Here is a 20,241-nt window from a genome sequence, read left to right as displayed (position 1 = left end):
AATGAAGTCCATGGTTTGAGTTTGCCAAGAGGATGACAAAGTCGACGTCACTGTGCAATTGGCGTTTTGTTAATGGAAGTTTTTTTTCGATAATTCTGACAATTGATAGACCGGTTGATAATGAGCCGATGAGCTTTGCTTCATCTGTTTTTTCTCCAACATGATTTCAAACCGATAAGGTTGCCCATTCACCATAAATTCGAGTTGAGCACCATCGTAGTCAAAATGAGTAGTCACTAGACGTCCATTAAGGATCACGCCTTGCGTGCCAATAGTGATTTTTTGTGCTGAATAGGCAGCCACATTTTGCTCAACCCATACACCATACAATTCAGACTTTGGGAACCAATGCTCCTGCAATCGACCAAAAATATTGCTGTACAACATAAAGACATAAGCCGTCCCTAACACGGCCAGCAACAGCAGTAAACGCTCTTTGCTCAAAGCCCCACTTTTTCCATTTGCTTGACGTTCCGCTTTCACCATTTGAACTCAACTCATCTTAAGCCCGATTTATCACAACCCGCACAATTCATCATTTCGTCATCCCACTGTTTTGCATTCGTTCTAATTTGTAGGAACAGGATTTGAAATGGGTTGATTTCTCCTCCGGTCATATAAAAAACCGCTTGCCCAACAAAGAATAAAAAGTCATTATTTGCGCATATTTAAACATCAAGGATGTTCAGCCGTGAAAATTCGCAGTACCGCTCTCGTCAAAGGATTTCGCCAGTCAGCGCCCTACGTTAATGCCCACCGTGGGAAAACCATGGTCGTTATGCTGGGAGGAGAAGCGATTGCCGATAAAAATTTTCCTAACATCATCAGCGATATCGCTCTGCTGCACAGCCTTGGCGTTAAAGTGGTACTCGTGCACGGAGCTCGGCCACAAATCAATCAAATCCTTGAAAAAAACCAACGTGATACGCCATACCATAAAGGGGTGCGGATCACCGATGAATCCTCACTCGGCTTAGTGATGCAAGCCGCCGGACAACTACAACACGCGATCACTGCGCGTCTTTCGATGAGCCTCAACAATACGCCAATGGCGGGCACTCAACTCAACGTTGTGAGCGGCAATTTCATCATCTCTCAACCACTAGGTATAGATGAAGGTGTCGATTACTGCCACAGCGGACGCATTCGCCGGATTGATGTGGAAGGCATCAACCGCATGTTGGATTTAGGCTCAATTGTGCTGCTTGGCCCGATTGCCAGCTCTGTCACGGGTGAGTGTTTCAATTTGCTTTCCGAAGAAGTCGCCACCCAAGTGGCGATAAAACTCAAAGCTGACAAGCTGATCGGTTTTTGCCCACAGCAAGGGATCATTGATGCCAAAGGCAATGCGATTGCTGAACTTTTCCCAAGTGATGTTGAACGCCTCGTCAAAAACATGGAGCAAGAGTGCGCGCCAGATGATGAAGAGTGTTTCAGCACCATGCGTTTTTTGCGCGCCGCTTTAAAAGCCTGCCGCGCCGGTGTGCCACGCAGTCACTTGGTGAGTTACAAAGAAGATGGTGCATTAATCCAAGAGCTGTTCTCGTTTGATGGTATCGGCACCCAGATCGTAATGGCGAGTGCGGAGCAGATCCGCCAAGCCACGATTGATGATATCGGCGGTATTTTTGATTTGATTCGTCCGTTGGAAGAACAAGGCATTCTGGTACGCCGCTCTCGTGAACAGTTGGAGCAAGAGATCCATAAATTCACCATCATCGACAAAGATGGTTTAGTGATTGGCTGCTCGGCACTCTACCCTTATCCAGAAGAACGCATGGCTGAGATGGCTTGTGTCGCGATTCATCCTGAATATCGTGATGGTCACCGCGGCCTGCATTTACTGGTGCACACCAAGCATCAAGCAAAACAAATGGGCATTCGGAACCTGTTTGTGCTAACCACTCACAGCACGCACTGGTTCCGTGAACAAGGTTTTAATGAGGTTGATGTGGAAGCGCTACCGATGGCGAAAAAGAGCTTATATAACTACCAACGCCGCTCGAAAATTTTGATGCTGGCGCTTTAAATTCAACAGCTTAAAACACATATGAAAGTCAGTGAAAAAAGATGCAATTTGTTGCATCTTTTTTATTCGATTTTTGCTTTTATTTTGTGCGAGAGATCGGTAGAATGCGCGCGTTTGATTAAATGTTGTTCAACACTTCTTGTCAGGATTTGACGCTTGAGATTTTTCTCAATTCACGCATGGATTGCTTTTACTACTAAATTCAGTATCTAAGAGCAAATCGTATGAAAACCGTTATTTGTAACTCTCTACAAAGCTTTTGGGATATGGCAGACGCTGATTTCCTCTCAGGGCTTGATGTGCACTGTGTATTCCCTGCCAGTGACAACCTCAAAACGTTCCTACTTCAGTCATGTGAACGTTACCAGATTCGCAGCATCACCTTTACCAAAGCCTTTGCGAGAATCTAATACTGTGCCGCCATGGATTGGCGGAGCATTTACTGCTCCAACCTTGCCACTAACCCACTTGCCCTTTGTGTTTTCACTTTAATCGCCCGCTGCAATACCTTGTTATCGCAATACAGTTTGAGTTGTTTTTTCGCCCTTGTTATCCCAGTGTAAACTAACTCTCGCGTCAGGATCGGACTGTAATCCGGCGGTAAAATCAGCAAAGTTAAATCAAATTCACTGCCTTGTGATTTATGTATGGTCATCGCATACGCGGTTTCATGTTGCGGTACTCGGCTCGGTAACACAGCTTTGATACTGCCATCCGGCAGCTCAAAATAGACTTTCAACCTACCCTGCTCATCGTCACGATCGCGCATACACAAGCCAATATCGCCATTGTATAAACCCAAACCATGATCGTTACGCGTCACCATGATCGGCCGCCCGTGATACCAGATCTCTTCTTGAGTTTTAATCAGCTTGTGAGCATTCAACGCCCGTTCGATGCGCGAGTTAAGCCCCATCACCCCAAAATCGCCTTCACGTAACGCGCACAATAATCGGCAGCGACTAAACGCATCGAGTGCTGATTTGGCAAGTGTAAGCATGGTTTGCTTTGTCGACTCAAATTGCTCAGTCGATTGATTGAGCAAATTCAGATAAGGACGATAAGCCTGCACTAAGGTTTGCAACAGTTGCTGATAATGCTCGCCACTGAGCGCAAAGTGTTCAATATCGCTGAACGATTGCTGCCACACAGTTTCAACGCGCGCCGGAGATCCGCTGTTGATCGCTTTCGCCAGTTGGCCAATGCCAGATCGTGCATCAAAACGGTAGCTTTTTTGCAGCATGCATAAACAGTCCGCCACCGGATTCACCATTTTACTGGTGGTTTGGCGCAAAGAGGTAAAGCCAGTCAGTTCAGCCAACTGCGCCCCCTGCTCATTGCCGTAACCTTGGCTCAGGAAGGTACAAATATCACCGAGCACAGCCCCTGCTTCCACCGAAGCCAATTGATCTTTATCGCCCAGCAAAATCAACCGAGCGTGCTTGGGCAGCGCTTCGACCAGTTTCACCATCAAAGGCAAGTCAACCATGGACGCTTCATCCACCACCAACAGATCAAGATGGAGTGGATTGCGGGCGTGATGACGAAACTCAGCGCTGCCCGGAATCGCGCCAAGCAAACGGTGAATGGTGCTGGAAGTGCTCGGGATCGCCGCGGCGATCTCAGGCTCTATCGCCAACTGACTCACCGCTTTCCCCATCGATTCGGTTAAGCGTGCCGCGGCTTTACCGGTTGGAGCAATCAATTTGATCTCTGGCACTTTACCTTGCGCCATGCTTTGGCTAATCAGCGCCGCCAGAAGCTTGGTCACTGTGGTGGTTTTGCCGGTTCCCGGCCCACCGGAAATCACCGCAAAACGGCGGGTGAGCGCGACGGCCGCCGCCACTTTTTGCCAGTTTAAGCAGTGAGTGAGCGGGATCAGTTGTTCTAACGGTTGCAAATCCGCCGCGCGCTGTGCTTTTTCGACCACGGCTTCAATGGCCGGCCAATCCAGCGCGTCAGATTCCACTACATCCAATCGATCATTCAGCAGTTGAATCCGCTCGACTGAGCTCAGCGGCTTTTGCTGTAGTGCTTGCCACAAACCTAAATAGTCGCGGGCAAATAAGGTATCAAGGCGTTCGCGCAAGTTAGCCAGTTCAGCACTGGTTAAACGTTGGGGTGCGGCCAACTCAGTCAATCGCGCCGCCAGTTGCTTTTCATAATGCCAGTAGCGATGCAGATAGAGCCTTGAGCCATCAAACATTAACGGCACCGCTTCACCTTGCTGCCCCACCAACGGCGAGGCTTGCAGTAAGGCTTGCCAGTCTACCGCTAACCAGCGTTCACTGTGCTGCAAACTCGCTTCACCATAAAGACCAATCAGCGCCGCCAGATCGCAGCGATTACCCTGTGCATCACACAGTGGCAGACAGATGTGTCCACGCCCAAGTTCCGCACTCAACGCCGCGCTCAGTACACTCAAAAGCTCACTTTCTGCAGCGTTGTGCCCAGCCAGCACCGCTTGCTTGCCAATAAAGCGGGCAAACTGCACATCCAAAGGACGCAGCGCGCCTTGTGCCAGCAGACGTTTCGCCACTTCGCTATCCCAAAACATCATAAATCAAGCTCCATCTGCCCAGCTTTACTCGCTCTTTGTACCAGCTCGCGCCCTGCAATCAATCCATCCAACTCATCTAACAAGGCCAAACTTGGCTTGGTATGGAACACGCCCTGATCGCTGCGCCCATCCATCCCGCGTAAAAAGAGATAAAACACGCCGCCGAAATGCTGCTCGTAATTGTAATGGGCTAAACGGCTGCGCAAAAAGCGATGCAGCGCTAACGCATAAATTTGGTATTGCAGATCATAACGGTGCTCGGCCATCGCACCGCTCAAACGCTGTGGATGATACGCAGCAGGTTCGTCACCTAAATGGTTGGATTTCCAGTCCAGCACGTAATAGCGCCCCTGATATTGAAACACCAGATCGATAAAGCCTTTGAGCATGCCTTGCACCGCATGAAAACCGAGATCGCCCGCCTGTGCCGAAAGCGGATCGTGACGCTGGGTGATGCGATTCAGGGTTGGCGCATCCAACACTTCGATCGGCAGTAAAAACTCCAATTCGGTGAGACGCTGGGCGGCCATAATTTGTTGTAAGCGCAGCGCTTTACCATCCAGTGGCGTGCTCAATACGGTGTCAACCAAGTGTTGCAACACCGGCAGCCACTCGCTTTCAATCTGCTCACTTTCCATCAAATCAAGGATGATTTTAGTATTGGGTTCACTGTGTGCAGATTGCTGGAAATCCACCTCTTCAAACAGCGAATGCAAGAAAGTGCCGGGGCGTGCGCCACGCGGGAAATTGAAAATCGAGCGCTCGACAGATTCCAGCGCCGCTCCATCACGCTCTTGCGCACTATCAAGATCAAAACCGCCTACTTCAAGCAAGGGCAACTCTTGCAAAGGATCATGGCGAGCATGACTCGATTGCATCACCAAGCCTGAGTAACTGGTGACTCGCCAGCGGCGATCAATCGCTTGGCTTAACTCACGGGCAGTCAGTTCTCGCTCGTCCAGTTGGGGGGGCTGATACGCTTGCTCGAAACGCTTCGGTGGCGGGCATTGCACGACATCCGGTAAGTTTTCACACTGTTTAAGCAGCGCTTGCTGTAGATCCGCGATACCACCCTCTTGACCATCTTGCAGCAGAAAACCCATCGCACTGCGATGCGCCGAGGTCGGCTCTTGGCTCGAATTCCCGTTGCGCAGAGGCGCAACACCGATAAAACAGCCATACACAGCGCGAGTGAGCGCCACATACAGCAAGCGTAAATCTTCTGCCAAGCGTTCTTGATCGGCTTTGGCTAAGGCCTCTTCATTGCCGGTTAAATCGACCCAAGTGGTGGCCGATTCAGTATCGTAATATTTGCCTTCACTGCTCTCGCGATAGCTCATCACAAACGGCAAAAACACCAGCGGGTACTCAAGCCCTTTTGATTTGTGGATGGTAACAATCTGCACCAAGCGCCGCTCAGATTCGAGGCGCTGGATCTGTTCATCACTGCCCCCCAATCCTTGCGCAGCATCCGCCATCGCCTGAGTCAGAAAACGCAGTAAACCCTGATCGCTATCGATCTCACGCGTCGCTTGCTGCAAGAGTTCGCTGATGTGCAGATAATCGGTGAGCCAGCGCTCACCTTCACTTTCCGTCAGCCAACGTTCGGCAATGTGGCGCTGAGTTAATACTGCGCGCAGCATCGGCAGTACGCCGCGTTCACTCCACAAGCGGCGATATTGACGAAATTCGGCAATCAACTGTTCCCATTCGTTTTCATCATTATTCAGCGCATCTAACTCGCTGGCGGTTAACGCAAACAGATTCGAGGCGACAGCCGCACGGAGCAAGCGTTCATCTTCTGGCTGCCACACGGCAAGCAGCAAGCGTTCAATATCTTGTGCCACATCGCTGGCAAACACGCTGTCACGGTTGGAAAGGTAAACACTGGCTATGCCCTGCTGACTGAGCGCATCACGCACCATGCGCGCTTCATTACCGGTGCGCACCAGCACCGCCAGATCGCCCGCTTCAATCGCCTCACCGCGATGAAAGGTTGCCGCGCCAGAGGCCGAAGCAGTCAAAATGTGCTGAATTTGCGCCGCACACGCCTCGGCCATTTGCGCGTAGTAATCGGTTTTGCTTTGTGGTTTATCAAGATCTTCCGGCCACCAATAGGTCAAGGCTGGTTGTACTTGCCCCTCCAGTGACCAATGGCGTTTATCGGCACCAGGGCTTGCCGCCACGGGCTGAAAGGGAATGTCATCACTGTAAATAAACGGATGAGTCGCGGAGCTAAACACTTGGTTAACTGCCGCCACCATAGCCGCGCTGGAGCGCCAGTTCGTGCCCAAGGTGTAGTGAGCGCTCACCTGATTGCGCGCTTTGATGTAAGTGAAAATATCGGCGCCACGGAAGGCGTAAATCGCCTGTTTCGGGTCGCCGATCATCAACAAGCCACACTGCGGATAGTCCAGATACAGCCGACTGAAAATGCTGTACTGCAGCGGGTCGGTATCTTGGAATTCGTCGATCATCGCCACCGGATACAGCGTGCGAATTCGCTCGCCCAATAGTCCTTGCTCATCATTATCCAACGCAGCGCTAAGTTGAGTGAGTAAGTCATCAAACGAGAGCCAGTGATGAGTGGATTTGGCTTTCGCCAACCAGTGACGACAGTGATGAATCGCATGCACCAAAAGCGGTGTTTTGAGTGACACAGGCTCAGCAAGAAACGCTTCTATTCGTTCAAACAGCGCTAATTGTGGCGGATTGCCTTTCTTTGATTTGGCGAGCAACCCGCTTTGGGTGAACTCTTCAAGCTCTAACGGCACTTGCAGATCTTGCGTTTCACTTTGCGCCCAAGCATCCAGAATCGGTAAACGGCGCAGCAGCGCATTTTGGCTATTTTTGTGCAGGTCAGAGCCAGTTACGGCAGGCTCAATCTCCTCTCGCTCCGCTAACCAGTGCTGCTTAATCTCGCTAATGCGCGCTATCTGCGCTTGTTGCAGCGCGGCCAAATCTCCTTCCATTAAAGGCGTGGTCAGTTTGACTGGCGGCCCAGAAAGATAACCGGCAATCTCAGCCAACAGCGCAGAGGGCGCCGGCCATAAGCGGCGTACTTCGTTCGCGAGAGAAATGGGCAAGGGGTAGAACTGTCTACGCCAATAATCGGCCACCACTTGGGCTTTGAGGCGACTTTCATCGGTGACGAATTCATTTTCAAAGCGACTGCCCGATTCAAACGCATTTTGCGTCAGCATGCGTTGGCAAAAACCGTGGATGGTGAAAATGGCCGCTTCATCCATCTGCCGCTCGGCATTGAGTAGCAAAGAGACGGCTAGGCTGTGATCGGTAAATTCAGCCAGCAGGGAGCGAAGCAGCGGATCTTCACTCGCACCGCGGGCAAAGGCGAGGCGCGCATCGTGTAAGCGGCGACGAATACGGTCACGCAGCTCTGCGGTGGCCGCTTCGGTAAAAGTCACCACCAGAATTTGATCCACACTCAGTGGATGCGCGTGGCGAGTTTCCGCGCAACCATGCCCAAGCACCAGACGCAGATAGAGTCCGGCAATGGTGTAGGTTTTTCCGGTACCTGCCGAGGCTTCAATCAGCCGCGCTCCATGCAAAGGAAAGCGCAACGTATCGAGCGTAACAGCCAGCTTATTTGAATCGGCACTCATCAGCCTTAATCCTTCTATCTACCGATGACAGAGATGTGAGCTAAAACGAATATTTCTCTGCATTAAACTAAAAACCGTGATTGAGTATGGGCTTATGGGATCCACTTCACGGCACAAGCCAAGGCGGCGCTTTACACTGCGCGCACGTTAACAAATTCATTTGTTACACAAGAATTTAGGTCCCTCTGACCTGTGGCCGTACAGCGAACGCCCTACACCAATAATGATTTTCTGGCGGCCACCCACTTCCCACGCATCTCTCATTGCCAATCCATTCATGGCGAATCTATTCATTGCTATTCCATTTATGGTTAGGCCTGTTCGGCATCTTGCACTTGTAAACGCGGTGTTTGCAGCACTGTGATGGCCAATTGGCGCAGCGTTTTTGCCAGTTCATCACTCCACTGCGGCCAAATACGCGCGATGTAGCGATTACCGCCTTCACCCTTGATGTAAAAGCTATCGTTGAAGGTGTCCGCCATTTTCTTGTAGGACTTCTCTTCATCTTCCTGCCATTTGCCACGGGAAAATCCCGCCTCAACGCAAGCCAACGCCGTTTTCGGAAAATAAGCCAAAGGTTGGTTCATGCCTTGGCAAAACAGCGCCACCATTTCACTCAGTAGCACCTTGGCTTGCTGCGCGTCATTAAGTGGCGGCAGCATTTGGTGCTGCACTCCTTCTTTGCGCTCATAACCAATCAAATGGGTCGTGACGGCTTTGCCGCTCGCCGCCAAGCAGAGATGATCAATCCATGCGGCTAATAAATCTTCCGAGCGAATCGCGCCACTGCGCGCACGCACCAAACCAGATTGATAACGCTTCACGAGCCAGCCACGTAGTAAGACATCTCGACCATCGGCAAAGGGCTGCAAGCGCAGATCAATCTCTTCATCCTCCAGTGGTTGGTGACACAAAAAGCCAATTTTTTCCGCCAGTGCCAAGGCTTGCTGCGCACTTTGCGCCAATTCGAGATCGCCAAACGCCGCCACCGGCAACTTGCCTTGTGCCCGTTGCTGTTTGGCAAACTGCGCCACCACTTGATCGCGCTCTGCGCCATCACGGCAAGCGAGCAGATTTTCCACCAACTCATCACGCAGCTGATACGCGCTCAATCCATCCAAAGCAAACGGCTCATCATCTTCCAGCACGGCCAGCGGCGGCTCAAAGCTCACTTTCAAGCGGCGTTTGAAGAAATACTCAACGGGCAGACGCCAAAAACGTTGCAGCTCGACCAGATCCAGCTCCATCGGCCAACTCACTTCGAGCAGATAATCACTCAGTGGAGTGAGAAAATCAGCGCTACTCTGCCCTTGGCGGCGCGCGGCAGGTAGCCATTCACGGGCAAAACTGCCAGCGATAAACGCCTGCGGGCTGAACGGCACCATAGGATACTGAGTGGTTAAGTGCTCAACCAAACGGCGTCCTGAGTCATCACTTTCTAGATTTTCATCGCCTGCCAAGCAGTAGTTCTGCTCGCAATATTCCAAAAGCTCGCTGACCAGCACCGAAGGCACGCGTTCGCTGTTATCTTGAATCGAGCGGCCGACATAGCTGATATACAGCTGCTCTTTGGCTGACAACAATGCTTCGAGGAACAGGTAGCGCGATTCTTCACGCCGCGAGCGGTCGCCGACTCGGCGCTGCACATTACGCAGGTCAAACCCTTCCACCATTTCATTGGGTGGATAAACGCCATCATTCATGCCGAGCAAGCACACTCGGCGAAACGGGATCGAACGCATCGGCATCAGGGTACAGAAGTTGACTTGTCCCGCTAAAAAGCGTTGGCTAATCCGCGTGCCGGAGAGTTTATTGGTCAGCACTTGGCGAATAATGGCCGGTGAAATCGCTTGTTGATAGCCCGCATCGGCCAGCTGCTGTTTTAGGTTTACCAAACTATCGCGGATGGTTTTCAGCGCCAGCTCACCTTGCAGATCGACACTAAAACAACGCTCCAACAATTCGTTGAGCCAATAACGCCACTGCTCCATGCTTTGGGTTTGTGCAAGCTGGCTACGCAGCTCGCTGAGCGTTTCCACAAAGTGCGCGAGCTTACCCGCCAACTCGGCGCTCATACCTTGCACTTGGTTATAGGGTGCAAGCCACTGGCCGCCAAGCTCATACAACCCTGCTTCAGCAGGCATGGCGTAGCCCAGTAACATACGTTCGATGCCAAACTGCCACGTATTTTGTTCACTGGCGGGCAGTTCAAACTCCGCACCCGTGTCGCTATTCAGTCCCCAGCGAATGCCCGCTTCTTCGACCCAACGTTTGGCAGTTGCAAACTCTTCTTCATCAATCGCAAACCTTGCCATAATCGCCGGGGTTTCAAGTAGCTCAAGCAATTCAGACGCCAGACAGCGTGATTGCGGCAGCGCTAACAACTGCAAGAAGGCGGTTAAAATCGGGCTTTCCTGATCAGCGCTGCGATCGGAAATTGAAAACGGAATAAAACGCTCGCCGGGCGCGTTGCCAAACACCGCCTGAATGTAAGGCGCATAGGCGTTAATGTCCGGCACCATCACAATCACATCCCGCGGTTTCAGGCTGGGATCGCGCTCAAACTCGGCCAGCAATCGGTCGTGCAGCACTTCCACTTCACGAATTGGGCTGTGACACAAGGCAATCTGCAGGGAATCATCCTGCTCGGCAATACTCGGTTTATGGCCGCTGCTGGCAAACTTGGCATCGTCTTGATGCTCTTGCAGATGCAAAATATCCGCTTGGATGTGATGCAGCAGCGAGTCGCGTTGAATCTCAATAAACAACTCTAATTCGGACTGATCGTTTTGTGCCAGAAGATAGAGATTATCGCGCCCCATTTTGCCCATCGAGGCCAGTAAGCTATTACCCACCGCGTGACTCAGGTGCAGCGACTCTTGCAGATAGCTTTCTACATCGCCTTTGAGTGGCGAGACTTCACTGCCGATGGTGACTTGCTCACCGTTAATGTGCAGGAGTTTGCGTTTTTGCGCTGCCACTCGCGCCAGATATTTACGGTCACGAATGTCACCCCAATAGTGCTGACAAGGGTTGGTCAGCATCAGGTGCACATCGATATGCTCACCCATCGCGCGCAGCGCATCAATATAACGGGGCGGCAGCGCGGAAATACCGAAGATGAACAAGCGCTTAGGCCATGTGCTGCGATCAAAATTGCCACTGGCCAACTGCTCAATAAAACGCTGATAGAGGTTGGCACGGTGATAAATCGAATGCCCTTGCTCACGAGTGTAAGCGTAGAGTTCACGCCATAAAATCGGCTGCCACGGGTGTTGGTCAGCGATTTCCGCCACCTCTTCCCCCGCTTCCCAACTTAAAATCCAGTCGGAACGATACACCAAGTAACCATCGAAAATATCGGCAATTTTTTCCGCTAATTGGAAGCGCTTAGAATCATCTTCATCGTCTTGTAAATAGCGTTGCAGCGGTTGGAATTCTTCACGGTCAAGCAGCTTTGGCAGTAGCTCCATCAAACGCCAGCTCATCGCTTCTTTATTGAATGCACTGCGCTGCGGCACATCGGGCAACACTTGAGTAAACATCTGCCAGATAAACGTTGCCGGTAGAGGAAACTCAAGGTTCGCGGCAACCCCTAATTCACTGGCCAGAGCCATTTTAAGCCACTGCGACATGCCGGGGCTTTGCACCAAAATGCTCTCAGGAATAAAGGGATCGTCCAACGGTTCATTTTTGATTAAATGAACCAACAGGATCTTCAGCGTTTCAACTTGGTTGGAGTGGTAGACAGTAAACACAATGCACTCATGCTGCTCGACTCATCATGAGCTGAGAGTAGCATAAGTGCATGTCAGGAAGGATAAAAAAGCGCGGGGCAGGATCTCAATCTATACCCAAACCACTTGATATACCCAAACAACTAGGAGTTGCAGGTAGGCGGCAAGTGAGTGAGTCCCCATGAGCATAGACAAACTATGTGATTGGGGTGAACGAACGTAGCCAACACCGCTGCAACTTCAAGTAGGAAGGGAATAGTTAACGAGAACCCACTAACACTTTGTGTGGTTGATAAAAGGCCAGATAGCGAATCGCAACATAGCTCACCACCACCGTGGCTACGATCAGCTCAAGGCTCGCTAACCAATGCACTTGTGCTACGTAATGCTCTGCCACGCCGATATTTTCCATCCAGTGCGCCATTTTAAACAGCGCGGTCGCACCAATCACCATCGGGAAGGTGAATGCCGCGTAACCCGGACTAAAGGGCAGACGCAGTAAGCGCGTGAACGCCAAGTAGATGATGGCGGTCATCAGCACCGCAATCCCAAACAACAGCGCCACAATCACAGGTGAAGGATCTGCCACTACGGTCAGATAACCGGCCAGAGAGAGGCTAGCTGGTGCTGCCATAATCGCCAATGTTGGCTTCGCCGCATCTGGAATTTCATGTGTAAAAATAAAACGATAGATCATCATAGGCAGCATCACGGCGTAAGCCAGCATGCCAAACACTAAACACGCGTAGGCAATTGGCGCTAACGCAGGATGACCCGAGAAAGAAACGTCAGCGACAATAATGCCTACGGGAGGCACAAACCAGCTTGGCACCATGTGGTGCAGCTCAAACGCTTGTGCGCGGTGATACAAAAAACTCACCAAAAACAGAATGTGTAACCCCACGGCAAACAGCCACAAAGCATCGCCAGCCACAGGGTAAAAATGACCTAGCGACGCCGACACCACCATGGTTGCCATGGCAAAGGTTGGCACCACACTGCCCACTACCGGATGTGCCAAATCTTGGCGTAACAAGTGGCCGTGCCATAGAAATTTAAAGGCCAGCACAATCAATAGCACACTGGCGATTGCTGCCCCCACCCACTGCGCGACACCGTGTGCCGCAATCATGTTTTCCCAACTCCATCCCAAGCTCGCAATCCCTAGCGCGAGGCCGGCCATTGGGGTCGGCGCTCCCATCACTTTCGCTTTTGCTGCTCGAATCATACGGTCTCTCTATCGATGGTTATCGGTTAATAAACGCATCTTACGCTTGCACTTTGTTTTCAACTATCTAATTATTTCTAACACATGTTCAATAAAACTAAACGGTCGCCATGGCTAGCCATATTTCGCTCAAACAATTGCGGGTTTTCACCACCATCACTCAAAATAAAAGTTTGACTGTCGCCGCAGAAGTGCTGTGTCTCTCCAAAGCCGCGGTCAGTGTCGCGCTGTCAGAGCTGGAAAAACAGCTTGGTCATGCACTGTTTGATCGCGTCAACAACCGCTTGGTGCTTAACCAAGAAGGGCAAAAACTGCTGCCAATGGCCGATGAACTGCTGCAGCGTGCCAAAGATATCGACCGTTTGTTTGCAGAGCAGCAGGTGCTCACTGGCAAACTGCGCATCGGTTCGAGTGACACTATAGGTAATCAAGTTGCACCTTATCTGATCAGTGCCTTTCGTCAGTTGCATCCTCATCCGTCACAAAGCCTGTTTATTTCCAACTCAGCGCAAGTGTGCCAAAAGCTGGTCGATTACGAGCTCGATATCGGTCTGATTGAAGGCAAAACGCTGCATCCCGAGCTTATCTCTACTCAGTTCAGCCAAGATGAGATGTGTATCATCTGTGCGCCCGATCATCCTCTCGCACAGCAAGAGCGCTTGGTCATGAGCGATTTTGAACACAGTGATTGGGTGCTGCGTGAAGCAGGTTCTGGCTCGCGCGAGTTTTTCTTACGTGTGATTGCGCCGCGCATCGAGCACTGGATTGAAGCGTTTGAACTCAATACCACCGAAGCGCTGATCAATAGTGTCTCTTCCGGTTTAGGGCTAGGTTGCTTGTCTCGATTAGCCGCGAAAACGCCTCAACAAGATGGGCGAGTAGTGATTCTCAATGTCCCGCTCGACATGAAACGTCGCTTCTGGATGTTGGTTCATAAAGAGAAATACCAAAACCCACTGCTACGGCAGTTCATTGAATTTTGTCCCCAATGGGCGAGCCAAAGCGCCCTACTGCAACTCGATTAATCAGTGAATCAAGGGATATGACTCAGCGCGCATTTTGGTGGTCGCAACTGGACTTTAGTGAATGAAAACTGTATAAACAGCCAGTTATTTTTAGCGACAAACTAGAGGATTAACCATGGCTGTTATCGTGAAGTACGTGGTGGAGCGCAACGGAGAAGAGAAAATGACTTTTACCTCGAAAGCCGAAGCTGACGCTTATGACAAAATGCTGGATATGGCAGACGAGCTTTTCGAGCTGCTGGGTAAAAGTGCTCTGATCGAAGATGAAGCCAAGCAAGAAGAACTGGCAATGTTCTTGGCTCAAAACAAAGAAGACGTACTGTGTGCACTGGGAGCCAAGCGTAAACCTGCTCCAGCAACAGGCAAAAAGCCTAAAGCAGTTGCAGACAGTGATGAAGATGAGTCTGTCGACGACGCTGCCTAATCAAGAAAACCGCTGCTCAACCCAGCGGTTTTTTATTTGCTGAGGTTGGCTCACAGACGAAGCACTGCGAAAAATGAACGGGATTCTTTTTATACCCAAACTACTTGGAGTTGCAGGTAGGCGGCAAGAGAGTTCATCCCCATGAGCATAGATAAACTATGTGATTGGGGTGAACGAACGTAGCCAACACCGCTACAACTTCAAGTAGGACGGGGATCACTTTAAAAAGACAAAATGCATTCTTCTACAGACGGATTGCCTCTGCGGTCTTTTATCCTGCTCATCCACTCTTTATGATGAACCACCTATCGGTTGAGCTGTGGATGCTCAACTCAATGCCTTTGCTTTGTCCATGTATGACAAGCGGGCAAACAGCTCAACCCACATTTGATGATGGAGAATACACATGGCGTACTTTGCTTTAGGTCTAGCAACCGCGACCAAAAATCGTGATGGAAAAATTATTGAAGCCTTCTTCCCAACCCCCATTCTGGCTCCTAGCGACGCTTTGGTTGCGGCATTGGCACCGATCGTGGGTTACCAAGAAGGCAATCAAGCGCTAGACATTACCGCGGCACAAAGCGCGCAATTAGCCGCAGTTTTCGCCGCTCATCAACAAGCCGCAAGCGCAGCATTTGCTGATAAAGCTGCCAATGCCAAACAGCCTCTCGTGCTGGTGATTCTGGCCAGCGATGAAAAGCCACAAAGCGTGGCTGAAGGCTACCTCAAGCTACAACTGATTTCTCACCGTCTGGTTAAACCACACGGTACGGTACTGGATGGGATTTTCGGTCTGCTGCACAACATCGCATGGACCAATGAAGGCCCCATTGATCTTCCAGAACTGGCAGAGCGCCAAATCGAAGCGCGTCTGGCTGGCCGAGTGCTGACGGTCGATTGCGTCGACAAATTCCCGAAAATGGTCGATTACGTGGTCCCTGCAGGTATTCGTATCGCGGACACTTCTCGCGTACGTCTTGGCGCACATGTGGGTGAAGGCACCACAGTCATGCATGAAGGCTTCATCAACTTCAACGCGGGTACCACTGGCGTGAGCATGGTTGAAGGCCGTATTTCTGCGGGTGTTGTGGTGGGCAATGGCTCAGACATCGGCGGCGGCGCATCCATCATGGGTACGCTGTCTGGCGGCGGCAAAGTAGTGGTATCGATTGGTGAAAACTCTCTGCTTGGTGCAAACGCAGGCTTGGGCTTCCCACTTGGCGATCGCTGTACTGTGGAATCAGGCTTGTACGTGACGGCCGGCACCAAAGTGCGCACGCTGGATAAAGATGGCAACCAAGTCGATATCGTTAAAGCACGCGATCTGGCTGGCGTTTCGGATTTGCTGTTCCGTCGTAACTCACTGACTGGACAAATTGAGTGTCTGGCCAACAAATCGGCCGTGGAACTCAACAGCGAACTGCACAAGAACAACTGATCTTGATACGTTCGTGATGCAAGAAAAATGGCTTGAATTTCCAAGCCATTTTTTTATCTCAAATCTTGCATTTCAATACGCTTAACCGGGATGACCATCCACTCTTGGTTTTAGCAACATTGCGCCAAAGCGCAGCACAAACAGTGCAAACGCAATCACCCACAGCGCAGCGCTCAGGTTCACCCAAATCAGCAACGGCTGCGGCAGCAAACCCACACCGAAACTGCGCACAAGTGCAGCAAGCAACAAAGCGATAAATGCCCATTGCATGTTAGGGCCTTGATAAATCGCTCGTCCCGTATGCCCCATAGTGACACGCGCAAGCATGCTTAAAACTAGGCCAGAGAGCGCACCAATCGCAAATAAATGCAGTAAGTTGTGGTTCAGCCAAGCGTTATTCACTCCCCCGCGCAGCAGCAAACTCAGCGGGATACACAGATAGGCAGCATGCAGTGACCAGACTAAAGGCTCACTCACTGTACGCCAAGACTGCCAACGTAAAAAGCGGATCAATTGCGCGACGCCAGCTAACAGCATCAAAGGCTGGCCGAGTTGAGCCATGGTCAATGGGAAGAAACTAAGTGCAAACAGCGCCAGTAAGCTACCGTTTGCGATCACATCCAAAGCCAAAATCGGCTCCGCTTTGGTAAACTGGAAACGTCTTGCGGTGAAAAACGGTATCACTCGCCCGCCCATCACCGAAAGCAGCAACATAAACCACCACAGCATGGCTTGCCACACCGCACTGCTCGGGAATGGCGGCATGCCTTTAATGGTGGCGTAGCTGGCAAAGTTAACGGCAATCGCCAACAGAAACAGAGGGATAAAAAATAGGTTGCGCCAACCTTTGGCTTTTAGCACCCGTAACCCCACTTCATAGGCCACCGCCAGAAGAAATAGCGCTTCAATACTCGACGTTAACCACAGCGGCACAGGCAACCAAAACAGAATCCGCACCATTAGCCACAAAGCCACAATGAGAGCTAAACGGTGACTTTTCGTGCCAGTAATACCCGTCCAGTTTTGCACCGCCGTGAGCAGAAATCCGGCCACAATCGCCATCGCAAAACCAAACAGCATTTCATGCACATGCCACCACAGCGCGGGGACTTGCAAGCGTTGCGGCTGTCCGGTTTGAAACATCCACACCCAAGCCACAATCGCCACCACGGCATAAACACTGCCAAGTAAGAAGAAAGGACGAAATCCCAACCGCAGTACGGCAGGAATACGCTCTTCGACACGTTTATCGATAATGTTGATCACTTTGGCTCCTTCGCCGACTTCATCACAGACCGAACCAGTGATGAGCACAAACCAAGCCAAGATAATTCATATTTAAAATCAATAGACTAGAAAAAGGAAAAGTCATAATGACACCGAAAAATCGAGTCATTATGACTTTTTGATGTGTGTTTCACTCAAACTCTATAGGCGAGGTGTGATCACCACACAAGCGATCTGCTTTTGCTTACCAAAGCCGATGATTTGCGACAGTGCCGCTTTGCCCACCGGAATATAACCCGAACCGCTCACATGCTCTTCCGATTCTGCATGCGGATCGTGGAAAAAGAAGAACTTATCACTCAAACCACTGAGCACAATCCAGTGCGGCTCTTTCTTGCCATCAAAACGGTACGTGCTAATGAGCAGCAGCACACAGGCGCCTTGCCGTACCCACTCCTCGAGCTGGGCTTGCGATGGCGGCGCATCAATCATACTCACATCTTGCTCAGCAAGTTGCTGGCAAAAATCTTGGTGCACTAACTCAATGATCTGCTTTTTGTTGGGGTCACGTACGCTATCAATAAAAGGCGTCGATCGAGATTGATTCCATAGCTCAACATGATAGCCACGTCTTGCGGCGGCCAGCGCCAAACCTTGGCCACTGCAGCCACCATGCCCAGCCGCCATAAAAATCGTGGTGGCTTCACGCCACAGCTGCATCTCTTGCGTGCGGCTTGGCTCAAAGGTTTTATCCAAGCAGGCAAAACTCATTAACAGACAGGCTGCGCCACACGTAAACGGCGTGGTTTGTACATACAAAGGCATCGGCAGCAAGACCTTGGACTCTTGAGGCGTTAACCTTTTCTGCATTCTGCGCCCATCGCACAAATCGTCATAGTAATGGATGAGCAACTTCAAGGTTTTATAGCCCATCTTTTCATATAATTTTAGGGCGGCGGTATTGTCTTCACGCACTTCCAGCCGTAATGTAGTTGAGCCTTGATCAAGAGCAGCACGCTCGCATTGCTCGACTAAACTCTGAGCAATTCTCTGCCCTCTGAATTCAGGTTTTACGGCAATCGAATACAATCTTGATAGCTGTGTACCTTGATGAAATAGAAGCAATGCATATCCCGCCAGCTGGTCGCCGGCATCTGCCACGAATAACGCCGCATGGTCGGAATGTAAAAAACGCTTCATTTGACGAGGAGAGATTCTATCCCCGTCAAAAAGCTGTTGTTCTAACGCATTGAGCGCATTGAGATCAGCGCTATTGGCACGACGAATGTCCATTCAACGTCCTTAAATAATGAGTGGATTGACGAGATTGCGACTCAAATAATAGACCCAAACTACTTGGAGTTGCAGGTAGGCGGCAAGTGAATTCATCCCCATGAGCATAGATAGACTATGTGATTGGGGTGAATGAACGTAGCCAACACCGCTGCAATTTCAAGTAGGAAGGGTATAGACCTATTGCAATAGGAAGAATATACCGATGGCTAACCTTTTAATCGTGACCGATCAGGTCAGTGACTGGCAACAATATTTCCCTTCAGAACAAGTTGTTAGTGTCGATCAGTATCTCGATACTGACTGGAAATTCAACCACCGCAGTGTACAGGTAGTCAACCTGTGTCGCGATTACGGCTACATGAGTAGCGGTTACTATGTTTCCTTGATGGCCGAAGCCCGTGGCCACCGCGTGATCCCGCGCGTGATGGCGATTAATGACATCAATCAGCCGTTTTTCCTCTCTTCCGGCCTGATCAAGATGCACAAACTGAACAGTGGCACTGACGTAATCAACACCAAAATTTACTTTGGGCGCACTCCACAAAAAGGCTTAGAAAAACTGGCGCGCCGCCTGTTTGAGCAGTTCATGGTGCCGGTGATTGAGCTGGAAATGCACAAATACCAAGGGCAATGGCAGATCATCAAAATCGCCCCCTTCCCGTTTCAAGACTTAGAAGACCCCGAGCAGGATTTCTTCATTGAGTCGCTAGAAATGTTCTCCACCAAAGTGTGGCGTCGCCCAAAACAAGAGAAGAAGTACCGCTACGACATCGCGATGTTGGTCGACCCAGATGAAAAAATGCCACCGTCTGATGCTTCTGCGCTCAAACGTTTCCACCGCGCCGCCAACCGTTTGGGTATGAACTTGGAAACCATTTCCCCTGATGATTTGTCACGTTTGGGAGAGTTTGATGGTCTGTTTATTCGTGCGACCACCAACATCAGTAACTACACCTATCGCTTTGCCAAAACGGCAGAAAAGATGGGCTTAGTGGTGATGGATGACTCTGAATCGATCATGAAATGCACCAACAAGGTATTTTTGACTGAGCTGTTGGAAACCAACAAAGTACCCGCACCGAAGAGCGTGATCATCCGCAGTTTTGACCCAGAGTGGAAAACCGGGCTGATGGAGCAGTTGGATTTCCCTATGGTGCTGAAAATTCCTGATGGTGCCTTTTCTCGCGGTGTGGTGAAAGTGCGCAATGAGCAAGAGCTGGAGAAAGAAGCCGGCACCCTGTTTGAGAAAAGCGCGCTGATTTTGGCGCAAGCCTTTATGCCGACCGACTTTGACTGGCGTATCGGGGTGATGAACCGCCAAGCGATTTTTGCTTGTAAGTACATGATGAGCCGTGGCCACTGGCAGATTTACCAACACCATAACAGCGGCCGCGTGACCGCAGGTGGCTTTGAAACGCTCGATCTCAAACAAGTACCGAAGCATGTGGTCGATGTGGCGGTCAAAGCTGCAAACCTGATTGGTGGCGGGCTCTACGGTGTGGATCTCAAAGAGATTGATGGCCAAGTGTATGTCATTGAAGTGAACGATAACCCGAGTATCGATCACCATGTGGAAGACGCCTTCTTGGGCGATCTGCTCTACGATCGCATCATGACCGAGTTCTTACGTCGCATTCAGATGCGTGGTTTTTAA

14 protein-coding genes are annotated in these 20,241 nt (G+C 50.7%); 6 read left to right on the top strand and 8 right to left on the bottom strand.

Features of this window, described 5'->3' with window-relative positions; translation table 11 throughout:
• Positions 1-69: 69 nt before the first annotated feature.
• Positions 70-486 carry a DUF2850 domain-containing protein gene (locus tag EPB59_RS01930; RefSeq protein WP_154171438.1) on the bottom strand — a complete coding sequence of 139 codons (417 nt, stop codon included), beginning with the start codon at positions 484-486 and terminating at the stop codon, positions 70-72.
• A gap of 205 nt (positions 487-691) precedes the next feature.
• Between EPB59_RS01930 and argA the strand changes: the two genes are divergently transcribed.
• Together argA and EPB59_RS01920 are read left to right on the top strand one after the other, a co-directional pair.
• The gene (gene argA / locus EPB59_RS01925) at positions 692-2,029 is read left to right on the top strand and encodes an amino-acid N-acetyltransferase (RefSeq protein WP_195707031.1); all 1,338 of its coding nucleotides are present in this window, start codon (positions 692-694) and stop codon (positions 2,027-2,029) included.
• A gap of 224 nt (positions 2,030-2,253) precedes the next feature.
• Positions 2,254-2,439 (top strand): hypothetical protein, encoded by a 186-nt coding sequence (locus tag EPB59_RS01920; protein ID WP_055029121.1) that lies wholly within the window; start codon positions 2,254-2,256, stop codon positions 2,437-2,439.
• 29 nt (positions 2,440-2,468) lie between these two features.
• On the opposite strand, the gene recD is transcribed toward EPB59_RS01920, so the two are convergent.
• The 5 genes from recD to EPB59_RS01895 form a co-directional block, all read right to left on the bottom strand.
• On the bottom strand, positions 2,469-4,589 hold the full coding sequence (recD, locus tag EPB59_RS01915) for an exodeoxyribonuclease V subunit alpha (protein WP_154171436.1): 2,121 nt from the start codon (positions 4,587-4,589) through the stop codon (positions 2,469-2,471).
• Positions 4,586-8,212 (bottom strand): exodeoxyribonuclease V subunit beta, encoded by a 3,627-nt coding sequence (recB, locus tag EPB59_RS01910; protein WP_154171435.1) that lies wholly within the window; start codon positions 8,210-8,212, stop codon positions 4,586-4,588. Before recB ends, recD begins: the two co-directional genes overlap by 4 nt.
• A 156-nt stretch (positions 8,213-8,368) precedes the next feature.
• Entirely contained in the window at positions 8,369-8,506 is a 138-nt protein-coding gene (locus EPB59_RS01905) for a hypothetical protein (protein ID WP_154171434.1), read from the bottom strand.
• A 17-nt stretch (positions 8,507-8,523) separates the two neighbouring features.
• On the bottom strand, positions 8,524-11,970 hold the full coding sequence (gene recC, locus EPB59_RS01900) for an exodeoxyribonuclease V subunit gamma (protein ID WP_154171433.1): 3,447 nt from the start codon (positions 11,968-11,970) through the stop codon (positions 8,524-8,526).
• Positions 11,971-12,208: 238 nt separating this feature from the next.
• Positions 12,209-13,177: a TDT family transporter gene (locus EPB59_RS01895; RefSeq protein ID WP_055051444.1), complete on the bottom strand. Its 969-nt coding sequence runs from the start codon at positions 13,175-13,177 to the stop codon at positions 12,209-12,211.
• A 110-nt stretch (positions 13,178-13,287) separates the two neighbouring features.
• Between EPB59_RS01895 and EPB59_RS01890 the strand changes: the two genes are divergently transcribed.
• The 3 genes from EPB59_RS01890 (at position 13,288) to dapD (ending at position 16,064) form a co-directional block, all read left to right on the top strand.
• The gene (locus tag EPB59_RS01890) at positions 13,288-14,202 is read left to right on the top strand and encodes a LysR family transcriptional regulator (protein WP_154171432.1); all 915 of its coding nucleotides are present in this window, start codon (positions 13,288-13,290) and stop codon (positions 14,200-14,202) included.
• Between the two features lie 115 nt (positions 14,203-14,317).
• On the top strand, positions 14,318-14,626 hold the full coding sequence (locus tag EPB59_RS01885; RefSeq protein WP_000268538.1) for a YebG family protein: 309 nt from the start codon (positions 14,318-14,320) through the stop codon (positions 14,624-14,626).
• 406 nt (positions 14,627-15,032) lie between these two features.
• Positions 15,033-16,064 (top strand): 2,3,4,5-tetrahydropyridine-2,6-dicarboxylate N-succinyltransferase, encoded by a 1,032-nt coding sequence (dapD, locus tag EPB59_RS01880; RefSeq protein WP_000312992.1) that lies wholly within the window; start codon positions 15,033-15,035, stop codon positions 16,062-16,064.
• A gap of 81 nt (positions 16,065-16,145) precedes the next feature.
• Here dapD and EPB59_RS01875 read toward each other — a convergent pair whose 3' ends face one another.
• Both EPB59_RS01875 and EPB59_RS01870 read right to left on the bottom strand, forming a co-directional pair.
• A complete protein-coding gene (locus tag EPB59_RS01875; RefSeq protein ID WP_195707084.1) occupies positions 16,146-17,330 on the bottom strand; it encodes an NnrS family protein in 1,185 nt (394 codons plus the stop codon).
• A 162-nt stretch (positions 17,331-17,492) separates the two neighbouring features.
• Positions 17,493-18,584 carry a GNAT family N-acetyltransferase/peptidase C39 family protein gene (locus tag EPB59_RS01870; protein ID WP_000354940.1) on the bottom strand — a complete coding sequence of 364 codons (1,092 nt, stop codon included), beginning with the start codon at positions 18,582-18,584 and terminating at the stop codon, positions 17,493-17,495.
• Positions 18,585-18,789: 205 nt separating this feature from the next.
• Between EPB59_RS01870 and EPB59_RS01865 the strand changes: the two genes are divergently transcribed.
• Complete coding sequence (locus tag EPB59_RS01865; RefSeq protein ID WP_001285013.1) at positions 18,790-20,241, top strand: RimK family protein; 1,452 nt, start codon at positions 18,790-18,792, stop codon at positions 20,239-20,241.

This window comes from Vibrio metoecus (assembly GCF_009665255.1).
Lineage (GTDB): Bacteria > Pseudomonadota > Gammaproteobacteria > Enterobacterales > Vibrionaceae > Vibrio > Vibrio metoecus_B.
The sequence above is the reverse complement of the archived record's forward strand: the minus strand, read 5'-3'. Positions and strand labels throughout refer to the sequence as shown.